At 61.4% G+C, this 17,123-nt stretch carries 13 protein-coding genes and 1 pseudogene; 5 read left to right on the forward strand and 9 right to left on the reverse strand.

Annotated elements, in window-relative coordinates; genetic code table 11:
- Positions 1 to 88: 88 nt before the first annotated feature.
- The gene (hemB, locus tag ACS3QZ_RS03850; RefSeq protein ID WP_456036650.1) at positions 89 to 1,090 is read right to left on the reverse strand and encodes a porphobilinogen synthase; all 1,002 of its coding nucleotides are present in this window, start codon (positions 1,088 to 1,090) and stop codon (positions 89 to 91) included.
- 114 nt (positions 1,091 to 1,204) lie between these two features.
- Between hemB and ACS3QZ_RS03855 the strand changes: the two genes are divergently transcribed.
- Complete coding sequence (locus tag ACS3QZ_RS03855) at positions 1,205 to 1,729, forward strand: component of SufBCD complex (protein ID WP_093094101.1); 525 nt, start codon at positions 1,205 to 1,207, stop codon at positions 1,727 to 1,729.
- Between the two features lie 16 nt (positions 1,730 to 1,745).
- Positions 1,746 to 5,225 (forward strand): transcription-repair coupling factor, encoded by a 3,480-nt coding sequence (gene mfd, locus ACS3QZ_RS03860; RefSeq protein ID WP_456036651.1) that lies wholly within the window; start codon positions 1,746 to 1,748, stop codon positions 5,223 to 5,225.
- Between the two features lie 35 nt (positions 5,226 to 5,260).
- On the opposite strand, the gene ACS3QZ_RS03865 is transcribed toward mfd, so the two are convergent.
- The 5 genes from ACS3QZ_RS03865 to ACS3QZ_RS03885 are packed head-to-tail and all read right to left on the reverse strand — an operon-like array spanning position 5,261 to position 10,717.
- On the reverse strand, positions 5,261 to 6,931 hold the full coding sequence (locus ACS3QZ_RS03865) for a tetratricopeptide repeat protein (RefSeq protein WP_456036652.1): 1,671 nt from the start codon (positions 6,929 to 6,931) through the stop codon (positions 5,261 to 5,263).
- A 60-nt stretch (positions 6,932 to 6,991) separates the two neighbouring features.
- Positions 6,992 to 8,203 carry a multidrug effflux MFS transporter gene (locus ACS3QZ_RS03870; RefSeq protein WP_456036653.1) on the reverse strand — a complete coding sequence of 404 codons (1,212 nt, stop codon included), beginning with the start codon at positions 8,201 to 8,203 and terminating at the stop codon, positions 6,992 to 6,994.
- The gene (locus ACS3QZ_RS03875) at positions 8,200 to 8,562 is read right to left on the reverse strand and encodes a potassium channel family protein (protein ID WP_456036654.1); all 363 of its coding nucleotides are present in this window, start codon (positions 8,560 to 8,562) and stop codon (positions 8,200 to 8,202) included. Before ACS3QZ_RS03875 ends, ACS3QZ_RS03870 begins: the two co-directional genes overlap by 4 nt.
- On the reverse strand, positions 8,559 to 9,200 hold the full coding sequence (locus ACS3QZ_RS03880; protein ID WP_456036655.1) for a DsbA family oxidoreductase: 642 nt from the start codon (positions 9,198 to 9,200) through the stop codon (positions 8,559 to 8,561). The genes ACS3QZ_RS03875 and ACS3QZ_RS03880 overlap by 4 nt, the downstream gene beginning before the upstream one ends.
- On the reverse strand, positions 9,197 to 10,717 hold the full coding sequence (locus tag ACS3QZ_RS03885; protein WP_456036656.1) for a class I adenylate-forming enzyme family protein: 1,521 nt from the start codon (positions 10,715 to 10,717) through the stop codon (positions 9,197 to 9,199). The genes ACS3QZ_RS03880 and ACS3QZ_RS03885 overlap by 4 nt, the downstream gene beginning before the upstream one ends.
- Positions 10,718 to 10,783: 66 nt before the next feature.
- Between ACS3QZ_RS03885 and ACS3QZ_RS03890 the strand changes: the two genes are divergently transcribed.
- Positions 10,784 to 11,410, forward strand: coding sequence for a helix-turn-helix domain-containing protein (locus tag ACS3QZ_RS03890; RefSeq protein ID WP_456036657.1), 627 nt, complete (start codon positions 10,784 to 10,786; stop codon positions 11,408 to 11,410).
- A gap of 17 nt (positions 11,411 to 11,427) precedes the next feature.
- Complete coding sequence (locus ACS3QZ_RS03895; protein ID WP_456036658.1) at positions 11,428 to 13,224, forward strand: sulfotransferase family protein; 1,797 nt, start codon at positions 11,428 to 11,430, stop codon at positions 13,222 to 13,224.
- Here ACS3QZ_RS03895 and ACS3QZ_RS03900 read toward each other — a convergent pair.
- Both ACS3QZ_RS03900 and ACS3QZ_RS03905 read right to left on the reverse strand, forming a co-directional pair.
- Positions 13,221 to 13,859 (reverse strand): DUF1638 domain-containing protein, encoded by a 639-nt coding sequence (locus tag ACS3QZ_RS03900; protein ID WP_456036659.1) that lies wholly within the window; start codon positions 13,857 to 13,859, stop codon positions 13,221 to 13,223. The genes ACS3QZ_RS03895 and ACS3QZ_RS03900 overlap by 4 nt on opposite strands.
- A gap of 65 nt (positions 13,860 to 13,924) precedes the next feature.
- Positions 13,925 to 14,626 (reverse strand): cobalamin B12-binding domain-containing protein, encoded by a 702-nt coding sequence (locus ACS3QZ_RS03905; RefSeq protein ID WP_093094109.1) that lies wholly within the window; start codon positions 14,624 to 14,626, stop codon positions 13,925 to 13,927.
- A 228-nt stretch (positions 14,627 to 14,854) separates the two neighbouring features.
- Between ACS3QZ_RS03905 and ACS3QZ_RS03910 the strand changes: the two are divergent.
- A pseudogene (locus tag ACS3QZ_RS03910) lies at positions 14,855 to 15,950 on the forward strand (PA0069 family radical SAM protein); the annotation flags it as partial.
- Positions 15,951 to 16,027: 77 nt separating this feature from the next.
- Here the strand turns inward: ACS3QZ_RS03910 and bmt are convergent.
- Entirely contained in the window at positions 16,028 to 17,044 is a 1,017-nt protein-coding gene (bmt, locus tag ACS3QZ_RS03915; RefSeq protein WP_456036660.1) for a betaine--homocysteine S-methyltransferase, read from the reverse strand.
- Between the last annotated feature and the right edge of the window lie 79 nt (positions 17,045 to 17,123).

Below are 17,123 nucleotides of genomic sequence, written 5' to 3' on the forward strand. Positions count from 1 at the left end.
TTATACCGCCGGTTTTGATCCGGGTTCTGCGACGCAGTATATGGGGCGCAGGGCCTGCTGTCACTAGCGCAGTCAGGCTCTGAGCAGGTTAGCGCGTGTTGAGCTTGCGTGCCACAGCGGGCGCGAAATAGGTCAGGATGCCATCGCAGCCTGCGCGTTTGAAGGCCATCAGGCTTTCTACCATGGCCTTGTCGCCGTCGATCCAGCCATTTTGCGCGGCCCCCATGATCATCGCGTATTCACCGGACACTTGATAGGCGTAGGTTGGCACCTCGAACCTGTCTTTGACCCGGCGGCAAATGTCGAGATAGGGCATGCCCGGTTTGACCATGACCATGTCGGCCCCTTCGGCAATGTCCCGCGCGACAAGACGCAGGGCCTCGTCGCTGTTTGCCGGGTCCATCTGGTAAGTTGTCTTATCGCCCTTGAGCGCGCCGGACGCGCCCACCGCATCACGGAAGGGGCCATAAAAGGCGCTGGCATATTTAGCAGCGTAGCTGAGCAACATTACGTTGCTGTGCCCATTGGTTTCGAGCGCGTCGCGAATGGCGCCGATACGCCCGTCCATCATGTCGGATGGACCGATAATGTCTGCCCCGGCCTCGGCTTGGCTGAGTGCCTGTTTCACAAGGGCCTCGACAGTTTCGTCATTCACGATCTGACCGTCCACGACAAAGCCGTCATGTCCATTGATGTTGTACGGATCAAGCGCAACGTCCGTCATTATCGCAATTTCGGGCACGGCGGCCTTGATAGCGCGGGTGGCACGGTTCGAGAGGTTGTCCGGGTTCCAAGCCTCGGCGCAATCCTCGGTCTTCAGTGCCGGGTCCGTATAGGGGAAGAGGCAGATCGCCGGAATGCCCAAATCCGCCGCTTCACGCGCGGCTTCGACAATTTTGTCGACCGAACGGCGCACGACGCCGGGCATCGAAGGAACAGGCTCCTCCACACCCTCGCCGTCTCGCACGAAAACCGGCCAGATCAGATCATCCGTGCTCAGCGTGTTTTCACGCACGAGGCCGCGGATGGCAGAGGATTGGCGAGTGCGGCGCGGGCGCGCGGTGGGAAAGGCGGGGGGTGTGACGGTCATGGCATCCTCGGGAATTGCTCACTGACTGGTGCCACGGATTTTCCCCTATCTCAAGGCTAGGAATTGCCGCAGAGCCGCGTTATGTGAAGGAGAAATCCAAAAGGGCAGCAGATTTTGAACTGGCACCAGACCGTATTCGAACTCATCGATATGCGCAGCTTCTCGAACCTCTGGTTCTGGATTGCGCTGGCTGTTTTCTGGTCCTCGGCAAGCCATTGGGTGCTTGGCGTGCCTTGGGATATGGTGCTTCGGGCGAAACGTGTCGGCGCGCAGGCAGAAATCGACCTGCAGGATATGGTGCGGATCAACACGAACCGTATTCTTTACATCGCGCGAGTGTCAGGACTTTGGCTTTTGGCACTGGCCTGTTTCGTGCTGACTGGCCTCGCGGTCCTGGGCTGGTTCTATGCGGTTGAATTTGCCCAGGCGGTGTTCCTGCTCATGTTCCCGATGTCCTTCGTGGGTGCGATGAGCATTTCAACAGCCAATCGTATCCAGGTCGAAGAGGCCACAGGAGAGTTATTGCGCAAGCGGTTGGGACGACATCGTTTCTGGGTACAATTCGTTGGCATGATTTCCATTTTTGTCACCTCGCTTTGGGGTATGTACCAGAATTTTCAAATTTCGCCCTTGGGCTGATCGGGACGAATAAGTCATGCAGGATGCGCAACACATTTTGGTGGGCGGGGCGCCCGAGGGCTATGACGCACGGTTGATCCTGCGTGAAGTGGCCCGCAGCGATGGCCCGGTTCTGCATGTTGCCCGCGATGACAAGCGGCTGGCCGCCATGCGGGCAGCATTGGCGTTTTTCCAACCCGATATGCCGGTCATCACCTTTCCGGGTTGGGATTGCCTTCCCTATGACCGGGTGTCACCGAATGCGGATATCTCGGCCACGCGCATGGCGACACTGGCGGGTCTCGTGCATGGGATGCCGGAACAATACGTGCTGCTGACGACGCTCAACGCGGCGACACAACGGGTTCCGGCGCGCGAAGTGCTGCGGGAAGCGGCGTTCAAGGCCGAAGTGGGTTATCGCGTCGATGAAGGGTCGCTGCGCGCGTTTCTGGTGCGGATGGGGTTCACTCAGGCACCCACGGTGATGGAACCGGGGGATTACGCCATTCGGGGCGGGATCATCGACATTTATCCACCGGGCGACAGTGGTCCGGTGCGGCTTGATCTCTTTGGGGATGTGTTGGACGGGGCGCGCCGGTTTGATCCGGCGACACAGCGGACCACAGAGAAACTCGACCGGATCGAGCTGGCGCCTGTGAGCGAGGTCATTCTGGACGAAGCCGCAATCACGCGGTTCCGACAGAATTACCGGATCGAATTTGGTGCTGCCGGAACGGATGATCCGCTCTATGAAGCGATCAGCGCGGGGCGCAAGCATCAGGGCGTCGAGCACTGGTTGCCGTTTTTTCATGATCGCCTAGAGACCCTGTTCGATTATCTGCCGGACGCGGTGGTTTCGCTTGATGATCAGGTAGATGCCGCCCGTCAATCACGTTGGGATATGGTCGAGGATCAGTACCAGACCCGCAAGCTTGCCATGCAGCAGAAGGCTCGGATCGACACGGTTTACAAACCTGTGCCGCCGGGATTGCTGTATCTGAACGATCCGGATTGGGTTGAGGCGATTGCCAGCCGACGCGTGTTGCAATTTAAGCCGTTGCCCCAGGCCAGCGGACCCGGCGCGATCGATGCCGGCGGGCGAATTGGCCGGAATTTCGCGCCCGAACGCCAGCAGGAAAACCTGAGCCTTTTCGGGGCCTTGGCGGATCACATTCGCAAGAAACTGCCCGAAGGGCCGGTGGTTGTGGCCAGCTATTCCGAAGGGGCGCGGGAACGTCTGAGCGGGTTGATCGAAGATGAAGGTCTGGCCGAAACCGTGCATGTCACGGACGCGGCTCGGATCGGGAAAACCGGCCTGTATCTCGCAGTTTGGGCGCTTGAGCATGGGTTTGAAACGCCGGACATGACGGTGATTTCGGAGCAGGATGTTCTGGGGGACCGTTTGATCCGAGCGCCGCGCAAGAAGCGGCGGGCAGAGAATTTTCTGACCGAGGCGCAGTCGCTCAGCCCCGGGGATCTGGTGGTGCATGTGGATCACGGGATCGGGCGCTATCACGGGCTTGAGGTGATCACCGCGGCGGGCGCGGCGCATGAGTGTATCAGCCTTGAATATGCTGAAAATGCAAAGCTTTACTTGCCGGTCGAAAATATCGAGCTGCTGTCGAAATTTGGCCATGACGAAGGGTTGCTCGACCGCCTAGGTGGTGGTGCATGGCAGGCCAAGAAAGCCAAGCTCAAGGAACGCATTCGCGAGATGGCGGACCGCCTGATCCGGGTGGCGGCCGAGCGGGCCTTGCGCACGGCACCCGTAATGGAAGCACAGCATCACGCGTGGGAGGAATTCAGCGCGCGGTTCCCCTATGAGGAGACCGATGACCAGTTGCGCGCCATCGAAGACGTAATGGGCGATCTGGGGTCGGGGCAACCGATGGACCGTCTGGTTTGTGGCGATGTGGGTTTCGGCAAAACCGAGGTGGCGATGCGCGCGGCATTTGTGGCGGCGATGTCGGGCATGCAGGTGGCGGTGATCGCGCCAACCACGCTCTTGGCGCGCCAGCACTACAAGAGTTTTGCCGAACGGTTCCGGGGGTTTCCTTTGGAAGTCAGAGGCTTGTCGCGCTTTGTTTCTGCTGGCGAAGCGGACAAGACGCGGGACGGGCTTGCGCGGGGTACGGTGGATATTGTCATTGGCACCCACGCGTTGCTGGCCAAATCAGTGCGGTTCAAGAACCTCGGCCTGTTGATCATTGACGAGGAACAGCATTTCGGCGTGTCCCACAAAGAACGTCTCAAACAGATGCGCTCGGACGTGCATGTGCTGACCCTGACCGCGACACCCATCCCGCGCACCCTGCAACTTAGCCTGTCGGGGGTGCGCGACCTTTCGATCATTGGCACGCCGCCCGTGGACCGTTTGGCGATCCGCACCTATGTCAGCGAATTTGACGGCGTCACCATACGCGAGGCGTTGTTAAGGGAGCATTACCGGGGCGGGCAGAGTTTCTATGTTGTGCCGCGGATCAGCGATCTGCCTGATATTGAAGCGTTTTTGCGTGATCAAGTGCCGGAGGTGTCGGTCATCACTGCGCATGGCCAGATGGCGGCGGGCGAGTTGGATGATCGCATGAACGCCTTCTATGACGGCAAGTATGACGTTCTGTTGGCAACAACCATTGTTGAATCCGGGCTGGATATCCCGACGGCCAATACGATGGTGGTGCATCGTGCAGACATGTTCGGCCTTGCACAGCTTTATCAGATCCGGGGGCGTGTGGGACGTTCGAAGACGCGGGCCTATGCGTATTTGACCACGAAACCACGAATGAAGCTGACCCCGGCGGCGGAAAAAAGGCTGCGGGTTCTGGGGTCACTTGATACGCTGGGAGCCGGATTTACCCTTGCTTCTCAAGATCTTGACATCCGCGGGGCCGGGAACCTGCTGGGCGAGGAACAGTCGGGCCAGATGCGCGATGTCGGCTATGAGCTTTACCAGTCGATGCTGGAAGAGGCGATTGCCAAGATCAAGGCGGGTGAAATGGAAGGGTTGTCGGATGCCGATGACCAATGGGCACCGCAGATCAACCTTGGGGTGCCGGTTCTGATCCCGGAAAGCTATGTGCCCGATCTAGATGTGCGCCTTGGGCTTTACCGGCGTCTGAGCGGGTTGCAGGGCAAGGTCGAGCTTGAGGGTTTTGCTGCGGAGCTAATCGACCGGTTTGGGAAATTGCCAAAAGAAGTCAACACTTTGCTGCTCGTTGTTCGCATCAAGGAGATGTGCAAGAAGGCCGGGATTGCCAAGCTGGATGGTGGGCCAAAAGGGGCGACGATCCAGTTCCACAATGACAAGTTCGCCTCGCCGCAGGGGCTTGTGGAGTTCATCCAGAACCAGAAGGGGCTGGCCAAGGTCAAGGATAACAAGATCGTGGTGCGGCGTGACTGGAAGAGCGAAGCGGACAAGATCAAGGGCGCGTTTGCGATTGCGCGTGACCTCGCCGTGAAGGTGCGCGACGAGCGCAAGCGGGCCAAGGCGAAAGGCCAGAAACCGACGTCGGTATAACGTCGGTATCGTGTCGGTATTACGTCGGTGGCGGCCTAGGAGGCTGCGATTGCGGCCTGCGCACAGGCACAGGAGGCTTTGACCGAGGCGTCGGCGCGAGCTTCGGCTAGATCGAGGCGTTGGCGGATGTGGGGCAGTTCCGCGGTGTCGCCGCGCGCCTTGAGGCAGTCATGCAATCCGCGCAGCGCCCAGATATTGTCGGGATGCACCGTGGCGCGAGAGAGTTGACCGCCCAGCCCCAGATCCTCGCGATAGACGGCTTCGGCCTCGGCCACGTGGCCCTGTTCAAAGAGAAGCGCGCCAAGGGCGTGGCGGACGGGCTGCATCCAGCCCCATGGCTCGTCATAGTTCAGGTTGTCTTCAAAATGCACCGCTTTTCGCAGGTGGTCGAAGGCAAGGTCGTAGTTCGCTTTGCGGTACTCCAGTTCGCCATGCAGCATGTGGTGCGCAACTTCGAGCAGGTCGACGACGGTGTTGGTGTGCAGAAGGCGGGTTTCAGGCACGGCGGCACGGGCTTTGGCAAAGGCGGCGGCCTCGATCTCTGCCTGTGCGACATTGCCGAGGGCGGCGTTGGCGACGCCGCGCGCGTAGTAGGTGTAGGCGTTGAGCGTGCAGTAAAGGTCGGGGTCTTCGGGCGGCTCAAGCTGGGTAAGTTCCTGCCATTTGCCGAACCGGATCAGGATATGCGGGTACATGGCGCAGTAGGATTCAAAATAGTCCGCCATGGGGGGCGATGGGACGCGGAGCATTTCCTCGGGGCAGGTGTCCAGGATGCCTTGATTGGCGTCGAGCGCGGGCTGCATCTGTCCAAGGAAAAGCGCGCCGTAGATCACGAAATGGTAGTTGTGGATGCGGTAGCCGGTGTAAATGTTGTAGGGGCCCTCGCGTTCGTAGAACTTCATGTCCGCGACGGTCGCAGCCTGATTCCAGCGCACGACGTTTTCGTAGTGGCCACACAGCACGTCGATATGGGTCGGCATGTGGATCAGGTGGCCGCCATCGGGCATCAGCGTGCGCAGGACGTCGCCAGCCTTGAGCGCCTTTTCGGGATAGGGCGACATCTCCATCAGGTGCACGTAGAGGTGCAAAAGGCCCGGGTGATGCATGGCGGCCGGGTTGTTGGCCATCGCGCGTTCTAGTATCGCTTCGCATTCCAGTGTGTCGGCGCCTTCGGTCGGGGCGGCGGCGGGCAGGTTCCACATGTTCCATGGAAAGCGGTTGAGCAGGGATTCTGCGAAGATGGTGGTGACCTCAAGGCTGTCGGGAAGTGCGGCGTGGGCCGTGCGCATGGCGTCGGCAAAGGCGTCGTTCCACGTTTCCATGGTGTCTATGTCGGTGACGGTCTCTTGCGGGTAGCGGGCGGGCAGGGCGCGGATCAGGGCGGCTTCCACCTCGGTGGTGTTGGCAAGGCAATCCATGGCGGCCAGTGTGGCGGCGAAGCTGGTGGCGAGTGCCTCGGCCCGTCCGGCGTCATCGAAATGTTCCCACCACATGTTGTAGTTGGGGCCTGCCGCATAGGCGATGCCCCAGTGGGCCATTGCGCAATTCGGGTCGGCCTTGGCGGCTTTTTGGAAACAGACGACGGCTTCTTCGTGATTGTAATTATAGGTCCAGTTCAGGCCGCGATCGAACCAGCGTTGGGCGTCGGGGCTGGTTGTGGAGACGGTAAAGCTGTGTTGTCCGAGGTCATAATCGTAAGTATCCATGGTCGTTGCCCCCTCATGTCAAGGGGCAGTATAGCACGGTTTTCGATTGTTTGCTGGAGGTCAGGACAGAGCTTCGACGCGGCGCATGCGCAGCATCAGTAGAAAGCTGAGGGTGGACAGCACGAAGAGCGCCACCGCCAGCGGCAGGGCGGTACCGTCAAAAGCCAGCCCGATGGGGGCAGCGATGGCCGCGCCAAGGACGGTGGCAATGGCGCCCATGATCGACGCGGCGGTGCCCGCCATGTGGCCCAGCGGTTCCATGGCAAGCGCGTTGAGGTTGCCCAGTGTCATCCCGACGCTAAAGAACACTGTGGTTTGCCAGAGAACGAAGGCATAGAACTGTGCCTCGCCTACGGGCAGGGCGATGGCGGCCAAGGCCATGGCGGCTGCGAGGGCGATTTGGACACCCGTGGCCACCGTGATCAGGAAGCGCATGCCAAGGCGCATGACGAGTTTTGCGTTGAGCAAGCTCGCGCTCCCGGACACGAGAGCGACCCCGGCAAACCAGAGCGGAAATTGATCCCCGCGTCCGTATGTCAGGTCATAGACCTGTTGCACGGAGCTGATCATTCCGAAAAGGGACCCGAAGATCAGGGATTGGACGAGGATCGAAATACGCACGGCGGGGATGCGCCACATCTCACCGACACCGGAGATCAGCTTGCCCAGCGAAAATGGACGGCGGTTTTCCACGGCGAGCGGTTCGGGCAGGCGGAGGCTTACCCAGAGAACCGTGATCAGAGAAAACAGCATGAAGGCGATGAAGATGCCGCGCCAGCCGGAAAAGTCGATGATCACCGCGCCCAGTGCCGGGGCGATGGCCGGAACCAGCGTGAAGATCATCATGGCAAAGGACACGATGCGCGCCATTTCGCGACCGGAATAGAGGTCGCGCACGATGGCCATGGTGACGATGCGGGGACCGGCCGTGCCGATGCCCTGGACGACGCGGGCGATCAGGATGATTTCGAGTGTCTGGCCGACATAAGCGACAAAGGCGCAGACCGAATAGATCACCGCACCGCCGATCAGCACGGGTTTGCGCCCGAAACGGTCCGACAGCGGCCCCGTGAAAAACGTGCCCAAGCCCATGCCCAGAACATAGGAAGTCAGGATCAGCTGCGCGCGGTTGATGTTGTCGGGGCTGAGCTGTTGTCCGATCTCGGGAAGTGCGGGCAACATGGCGTCGATGGAAAAGGCCACGGTCGCAAAGAGCATCGCGCACATGGCGATGAATTCGACCCGGCTCATGGGCATGTTATCTTTGGTCATGGCCTGGGCGGGTCGTCCATGTTGTCGGCTTGCGGTTCGTGTTCGGCCTTGTGATGCCCAAGCCGTGCAACGAGCCATTCGGTGTGGGCCGCGCGTTTCTCGGCTGCAATATGTCCGATCTGCTGAATTACGAAAGCAAAGATGCCCAGACCGACGAAGATGAAAATGGTGGTTCCGATCTTGCCCAGCGTGGTGGCCGGCACCAGCGAGCCGTAGCCGACGGTGGACAGAGTCACAACCGAGAAGAAATAACTGTCGACCCAGCTCCAGCCTTCGACAAAATGAAAGAAGACCGTACCGCCCACGATGACGGGGGCGAGCAGAAGAAGCAGGGTGATCAGCCGCTCAAGTGTTGTCATTCGGCGGCCTGTTGGTCTCGCAATTCGCCGATCACCTTGCGCCAGAGATCGGTGGGTTGCGCGCCGGGAACCGCATGCTGGTTGGCCACGATGAATGTCGGTACCGAGTTCACGCCCATCTCGCGGCTGTGGGCATCGCGCTGGCGGATGTTGTCCACGTCGGCGTCCGAGGCGAGCAGTTTGCCAATGACCGCGGCATCCAGTCCGGCGCTGTCGGCGATGTCGCAGAGGACTTCGCTGTCGCCAATATCGCGGCCTTCCTTGAAATACGCCTTGAAGAGCGCGTCCACGACGGCGTTCTGTTTGCCCTCGATCCCGGCCCAGTGGATCAGGCGATGGGCGTCTATTGTGTTGGGGGTGCGTTTGATCGCGGCAAAGTCGATGTCGAGCCCTTCGTCGCGGGCGTGCTGGTCGATCTCGGCATAGACACGCACGGCGTTTTCCTTTCCACCGAACTTGGCTTCAAGATACTGGCGCCGGTCCATGCCCTCTGGCGGCATGTCGGGGTTAAGCTGGAACGGGTGCCATTCGATGGCAAAGGGGTGATCGGGCTCGGCCTCCATCGCCTTTTCCAGCCGGGCCTTGCCGATATAGCACCACGGGCAGATGGGGTCGGAGAGAATGTCGAGCTTGATCATGACTTTGCCTCGAATTGGTCGCGCAGGGCGCGGCGGCTGAGCTTGCCGTTGGGATTGGTCGGCAGGGCGTCGAGCCGTTGAAAGAGTTTGGGCTGCTTGTAGCGGGCCAGCGTCTGTTCGGCATACGCTTTCAGAGCGGTTTCGTCCAGTTCACCGGCAGACGTATAGAAGGCGGCGATGATACGGGCGTCGCGTTTGATTTCAACATCGGTGACGCCAACGGCGGTGATGCCGGGAAAGCGCGAGAGCGCAGCTTCGACCTCGAGCGGGGAGACGCGATAGCCCCCGGCGTTCATCATGTCATCGGCGCGGCCCGCATAGGTGATGTAGAAATCATCATGCATGACCCCCTGATCCCCTGTCAGGAACCAGTCGCCCTGAAACTTGGCGGCGGTTTCTTTGGGGGCGTTCAGGTAGCCCAGCATCAGGCCGGGATCGGAGCGATGCACGGCGATGGTGCCCTCGGTGCCCAGTGGTACGGGGCCGGTTTCGTCCACGATGGCGATGCGGCGCCCGGTTTGCGGGCGGCCCAGCGTGCCGGGATGGGCGGGATTGGACGGGCTGGCGGAAATGAAGGTCGAGCATTCGGACATGCCGTAGGCTTCGTAGAGCGCTGTGCCTGTTGCCTCGAACCACTCTTCACGGATGGTTTCGGAGAGTTTTTCGCCCGCCGTCAGCCCGTGGCGCAGGTCTGGCAGATGGATGTCGGGGTGATCCGAGAGCATCTTGCGGTAGACCCCCGGTGCGGCGGCAAAGATCGTGGCCTGATGGCGCTTGAGCAGCAGGGGCAGGGCCTTGATGTCGACGCCTTGGGCCGGGATGAGGGCGGTCGCACCAACGGACCACGGGTCCATGAGGCCGGTGCCCAGCGTGTAGGTCCAGTTGAAGGCCCCAGCATGCAAGAGGCGGTCCGTGGATTTTAGACCGTACCAGCCCTCGTGCATCATCTGGCGCGCCCAGATGGCCCGATGCGCGTGGCACACGGCGCGGGGTATGCCGGAGGTGCCGGAGGTGTAGATGATATAGGCCATGCGGTCGGGATCGCCCATGTCGAACTCTGCGGGGGGCAGATCGCGCATGTCTTCCAGATCATCGAGCAGGATTTGCGGGATGCCGGGCGTGTCCGGGCAGGCGATATCCGGGTCGCGCAGGATGGCGCCGGGGCTGAGATCGGCGATCATCTTGGCGGCCTCACCTTCGGTGAGTTGCGAAGAGGTCGGCACCGGGATCAGGCCGACGGCAATGGCGCCGAGATAGGCGATGGGAAATTCGACCGTGTTGCCGAGGCGCATGAGCACCCTGTCGCCGGGTTTCAATCCCGCCTGCAAAAGCCCGGTGCCGGTGCCGAGCACGGCGGCCTTCATGCGGGCATAGCTCCAGCGTTCGGAGCCGGAAAGAGACAGCACCGAAAGCGCGATCTTGTCGGGCTGTGAATCAGCCAGTGCCAGAACATGGGCGGCCATGTTGAAGGAGGCTGGGCAGGGCGGGGGCGGGCCTTGGTCGAAAAGGGAGGTCATGAGGCGTAGCTAAGCCCGTGTGGAGAAGGTTGCAAGTCTTTGCGCCGCTGCGCTAGAAGCGCGGGTATGAATGTGGACAAAGACCCGAAATCGCTGATCCGGATCGCCCGCGAAAACGGGGTGCAGGACCATGTCGAGCCGCTCGACCTTGGGGTGCGGGTGCGCGAATTGCGCAAGGCGCATGGCTGGACGCTGGAACAGGCGGCCAAGCAGGCGGGGCTGGCCCGTTCGACCCTCTCCAAGATCGAGAACGGACAGATGTCTCCGACCTATGAGGCGCTCAAGAAACTGGCCGTGGGGCTGGAGATTTCGGTGCCCCAGCTTTTCACGCCCCCCAAGAAGGATCAGGTCATGGGGCGTATGTCCGTGGTTAAATCCGGCGAGGGGGTGCATCAGGCCACGGTGACTTATGAGCACGAGTTGCTGGCCGAGGGGCTTCGCAAGAAGGCAATGCTGCCGTACCGCGCTCGTATCCGGGCACGCAATGTCGAGGAATTCGACGGTTGGGTGCGTCATGACGGGGAAGAGTTTCTGTATGTGCTGACGGGGGTGATCCGGCTTTATACCGAGTTTTACGAGCCGGTTGAAATGCGTCGGGGTGACAGCGCCTATTATGACGGCGCCATGGGGCATAACGTGGTGTCGGTCAGCGACGAGGACGCCACGATCCTGTGGGTGACGTCGCTGGTTTAAGAGGCGGGTGCGACGCGGTGGCAGGACAATCCTTCAAGGCAGGTGACAAGCTTCGCGCGGCAGCAGCGGCGGAAAAGGCGGGGCGGCTGGACGAGGCGCGCGCCTTGTTTTCCGAGGTTGTGGCGCGCTTTCCCGGAAATGCCAAGGCCAAGGCCGGGCTTAAGAGGGTCGGGTCGCAAAAGGGGGATGGTTTTCCGGCCGGGTTGGAACAGGTGGTCACGCCCGATCCGTTGGCCGCGCTTTCTGGCGCGCGGCTTTCCGGGATCGAGGACCCGTTTGCCGTTCCGGCCAAGCCCGTGGCGACGGCGCCCCAGCCCCAGAGCCTTGGGGCATTGACGCCCGGCGCGGTGCCGTCCAAGGGCGCGGACGCGGGAATGTTGGCCAAAAGGGCGGTTGCCGCGCATGGCAGGGGCCAGTTGGCGGAGGCGGTTTCGCTGTTCGATCAGGCGGTGGTCTGCGATCCGGCGCGCACTGACCTGCGACACAATCTCGGGGTTTGCCTGCGCGAGGCGGGGCGGTTTGACGAGGCGCGCGCGGTGTTGGAGACGGCGGTGGAACGTGAACCGCTGGATCCGGATTTGCGCGCGACGCTGGGCCTTGTCTTGTCGGATATGGACGCATTTGATGCAGCGCGTGCCTGTTTCGAGCAGGTGGTGAAGGCGCACCCTGATCACGTCACTGCCCTGTCCGGGCTGGGGGCGGTATATTCTGCGACGGGGCAGACGGAACAGGCGCTGGCGCAGTACGAGGAGCTGGTGGCGCGTCATCCCGAGGAAACCGACGCCTATGTGCGGATTGGTGCGCTGCGCCGGTTCGAAGCGGGCGATCCGGTTTTGGCGCGGCTTGAAGGTGTTTTGCGCAAGGGGCGGTTGTCCAATGTGCGCGAGGCCGAGGCGCGGTTTGCGTTGGGCAAGGCGCAGGCCGATCTGGGCGAGATCGACTCGTCTTTTTCAAGCCTCGTGGCGGCCAACAAGGCGGCACGGCGCGCGCGGCCCTATGATCGGGCAGGGGATGCCCGGCGGATGGCGCAGGTGCGGTCATGGTTCGAAAGCGGGGCGTCTGAGCAGCTTGTGCTGCCCGAGGTGGGGCATGGCGCTGTATCTCCGATCTTTATCGTCGGAATGCCGCGTTCGGGCAGTTCGCTGATCGAGCAGGTGTTGGCAAGCCATTCGCGCGTGTATGGCGCGGGTGAGATCGGCGTGTTCGACGCGATCATGGCGACAGTTGTTCGGGAACGGCCCGAAGGCGCGCGTCTGGACAAGCCATTGTTGCGCGACATTCGGGATGCCTATCTTGGTGAGGTTGCCCGACTTGCCGCACCCAAGCGGGTCGTGACCGACAAGAACCTGATGAATTTCAGGGATATAGGCGTCATTCTTGCAGCTTTCCCCGAAGCGCGTGTGATCCATATGCGGCGTGATGCGATGGCCGTTTGCTGGTCGATCTTCAAGCATAGTTTTTCGGGCGGGTTGATCAACTTCTCGTATGATCTGGACGACATCGCGGCGTTCTACCTGATGTATCGCGCACAAATGGCGTTCTGGCACGAGACCTTTCCCGGGCGCATTCTGGATCTGGACTACGACGCCTTTACGCAGGCGCCGGAGGAGAGCACGCGACAGTTGCTCAAGGATTGTGGCCTTCCATTCGAAGAGGCCTGTCTCGCGTTTCACGAAACGCGGCGCACCGCGCGCACAGCAAGCATGATTCAGGTGCGAGAAAAAGTGTACCAGGGCAGCTCGCGGGCATGGCAGCCCTATCGCGCCCATTTGGGTCCGCTGATGGAACAGATCGGCTACACCGTTGAGCCTTAGAGGGATTCCAGAGCGTTGGTAAGGTCGCCGTAGCCGGTGAAACGGCGTTCGAAGGCAAGTCCGAGCCGGTCGGCGCAGACGCGGGCCTTTTCCGTCAGGTCGGGATCGTCGGTCTGGGCCTGGTAGACCAGCTTCTCGTAATTGCCGAAATACATGTCGATCAGCTCGGGGTGACGATCGAGCCCCATCGGTTTCCATACGAAGGCGTCGAACTGGCGCACGAGGAAATCGGTGAGATAGAAAGCGGTGAACTCGGACTCTGCGATCTCTGCAAAGCGCTCGTTGCCTTCGAAGAAGCTGTAACAGTGGGGGCCGTCGACCATGGCGACACCCAGTTCTTCGCAGGTTTTCTGCAGGAGCCCGCCGGTCCCGCAATCCGCGTAGACGACGAAGATGTCGGCATAGGCGTCGCGGTGCTTCACGACGGCGTCGCGCACGGCTTCTGGGATTTTTTCGGGATGAATGTGGAGGATCGCAGGCAGGCAGGTGAGATCCATGTGATCCCAGCCGTTGGCCTTTTTGAGTGCGAGAATTTCGCGGGCGAGCGCGCCGCAGGCAAGCAAAAGCACGCGCCCGGAACCCTTTTCCGGGGCCAGTCCCTTGGTCGTGAGTTCCGAATCCGTGGGCAGGGGCATGGGACGCCTTGAATGAAAAAGGCCCGCCCGGTCAGGGGCGGGCCAATGAGAAGAAGATGCCCGCTTCAGGCGTTCATCTGGTTGTGTTTGCGGGCCACGAAATCTTTGGCGGTCTCGACCGCGACGGCGGCGTCGCGGCAATAGGCATCGGCGCCGATGGCTTTGCCGAATTCCTCGTTCAGCGGCGCGCCGCCCACGAGAACGATATAGTCATCGCGAAGACCCTGTTCGATCATCGTGTCGATCACCACCTTCATATAGGGCATGGTGGTGGTCAGCAGGGCCGACATGCCGAGGATGTCGGGTTTGTGCTCTTCAAGCGCTTCGAGATAGGATTCCACCGGGTTGTTGATCCCGAGGTCGACCACTTCGAACCCGGCGCCTTCCATCATCATCGAGACAAGGTTCTTGCCAATGTCGTGGATGTCGCCCTTGACGGTGCCGATCACCATGGAGCCCATGCGCGGGGCACCGGTTTCCGCGAGAAGCGGCTTGAGAATGGCCATGCCACCCTTCATCGCGTTCGCCGCCAAAAGAACTTCGGGCACGAAGAGGATACCGTCCCGGAAGTCGTTTCCGACAATTGTCATGCCGCCCACGAGGGCTTCGGTCAGAACGCGGTAGGGCTGCCAGCCACGTTCGAGCAGGATGTTCACACCTTCTTCGATCTCTTCCTTGAGACCGTCGTAAAGGTCGTCGAACATCTGTTGGACCAGTTCTTCGTCATCAAGTTCCGACAGGATGATATCGTCTTCTTCTTCCGACATGGCCGTTTCCTTGCTTGCCGGCGCGCGCGCCTGTTGAGTGTTTTTCTGTCTCTACATTGTCCGAATGGACCATTCAGACTGTCTGAATAGCGACATAGCCGACGCCGGTTCCGACTTGTAAGTCGGAAAATGAAGGGCGGGCGTGAAAGTTTTTCATGTCGAATATGGGGTTTGTTGCAATTGTTCCCGTTTTGTTCCATTTTGGGGTGTCGGAAGCGGAGAAACTGAATGAAATGGGTCGATATTGCACCGGAAAGACGTCGCGGGCGGGCTGCGCAGAGCAATCGAAGCGGGCGGTTCGACCTTTTGCGCGAGGACATGGAAGATGGTTGGGGCATGCCCGAGGCTTTTGGAGAATTCCGTACCAGCGTTGAGATCGAGGAGCCGCGCAGCGTGATCACGCGCAACGCGTCACCGGACGTGCCTTTTGACCGATCACTCAATCCGTATCGCGGGTGTGAGCATGGCTGCATCTATTGTTTTGCCCGGCCAACCCACGCCTATCTTGGCTATTCGGCCGGATTGGATTTCGAAACCCGGCTGGTCGCCCGGCCAAACGCGCCGGAGATACTGGCGACTGCGTTGCGCCGGAAATCCTACAAGGTCGCCCCGCTGGCCATTGGGACAAATACCGATCCCTACCAGCCGATCGAAGGCACATATGAGGTGATGCGCGGCGTGCTCGAGGTGCTGCAGGCGTTTCGCCACCCGGTTGCGATCGTGACCAAGGGGGCATTGATCGAACGCGACATCGACATTCTTGCGGAGATGGCGAGCGAGGGACTTGCCCAGGTCGGCATTTCGGTGACGACACTGGATCGGAAGGTGGCGCGGTTGATGGAGCCGCGCGTGCCCGCGCCGGAGCGGCGACTGCAGACCATCGAGCGTCTGAGTGCGGCGGGTATTCCGGTTCGGGTGATGATGGCACCGGTGGTGCCCGCGATCACGGATGTGGAGATTGAAGCGGTGATGCGGGCCGCGGCCGAAGCCGGGGCGCGAGCGGCGAGCTGGATCATGCTGCGCTTGCCGCTGGAGGTTTCGGAGTTGTTCCAGGAATGGTTGTCGGCACATTTCCCGGAGCGCGCCGCGCGGGTCATGGCGCGAGTGCGCGAAATGCATGGCGCGAGTGCGCGAAATGCATGGCGGGCAGGACTACGATGCCCGCTGGGGGCGGCGCATGCGCGGTGAGGGCGTCTATGCAGAGATGATTGCACGCCGGTTCGAGATGGCGATGAAGCGCTACGGTCTAGTTCGGACACTGCCCGAGCTACGCTGTGACCGTTTTGCGCCGCCGCTGGCGCGCGGCGGGCAGATGGACCTGTTCCAGGGGGCGTTGCCCCCGTCTCAGCAGGGCCGAGACTCCCCCAGGGTATTTTCGGAAAAAGAAAGAACGCGCTTGGGTTAGCCGCGGCGCCGGGAACGGCGGCGTTCACGCGTGGGCGGGGTGTCGTCTCCGGTGCCGTCACTGGCCGAGGAAAAGGCACCAAGGGCCGCGGTAATCTTGTCCAGCGTCGGGCGCGGGCCGCGCGGGCGGGTTTCAAGCGCGGCGCGCATGGCGTGCAGGTGTTCGGGCATGGTGCCGCAACAGCCGCCGATGATGGTTGCCCCGCAATCGCGCGCCATGACCGCATAATCGGCCATCAGTTCCGGCGTGCCATCATAGTGGATATGCCCGTCAACATATTTCGGAATCCCGGCGTTGCCCTTGGCAATGATCGGAATTTCCACGCCCTGCGCCGAGAAGCCGAGCACGGTGCGCAGCAAATCGGCGGCCCCGGTGCCGCAATTTGCGCCGAAGGCAAGCGGCGGATTGGGCAGGGATTGCACCAGTTGGACCATGTCGGCCGAGGTCACCCCCATCATGGTGCGCCCGGCGGTGTCAAAGCTCATCGTGCCGCACCAGGGCATATCGGCAAGCGCGAAGGCTTCGGCGGCGGCGCGGTATTCTTCGGGGGCGGAGATGGTTTCCAGCCAGAGCACGTCTGCGCCACCTTCCTTGAGACCCTCGGCCTGTTCATGGAAGATTTCGACGGCGTCGGCATGGCTGAGCGAGCCGACCGGTTCCATGATGTCGCCGGTCGGTCCGACCGAGCCCGCCACGATGACCGGGCGGTCGGCGGCATCTGCCACGTCGCGTCCAAGCTCCGCGGCGACGCGCGAGATCTCACGGGCGCGGTGACCCGCGTCATGCAGTTTCAGGCGCGAGCTGTTGCCACCGAAGGAGTTGGTCAGAAAGATGTCCGAGCCATTGTCCACGGCGAACTTGTAGAGTTTCTTGATGCGGTCGGGGTGCTCGATGTTCCACATTTCGGGGGCGTCGCCCGAGCTGAGCCCCATGTTGAACAGGTTCGTGCCCGTGGCGCCATCGGCCATGAGCCAGTCGCGGGTTTCCAGCAGTTTGCTCAGGGCATTGGTCATTGGACACTCCTTGGGGCGCGTAAGATTTGCGCGCGGGTTTGGCACGCGCGGCCACGCAGCGCAATCGCAATCTTTGCAG

The sequence above is a fragment of the Shimia sp. W99 genome, from assembly GCF_053851455.3.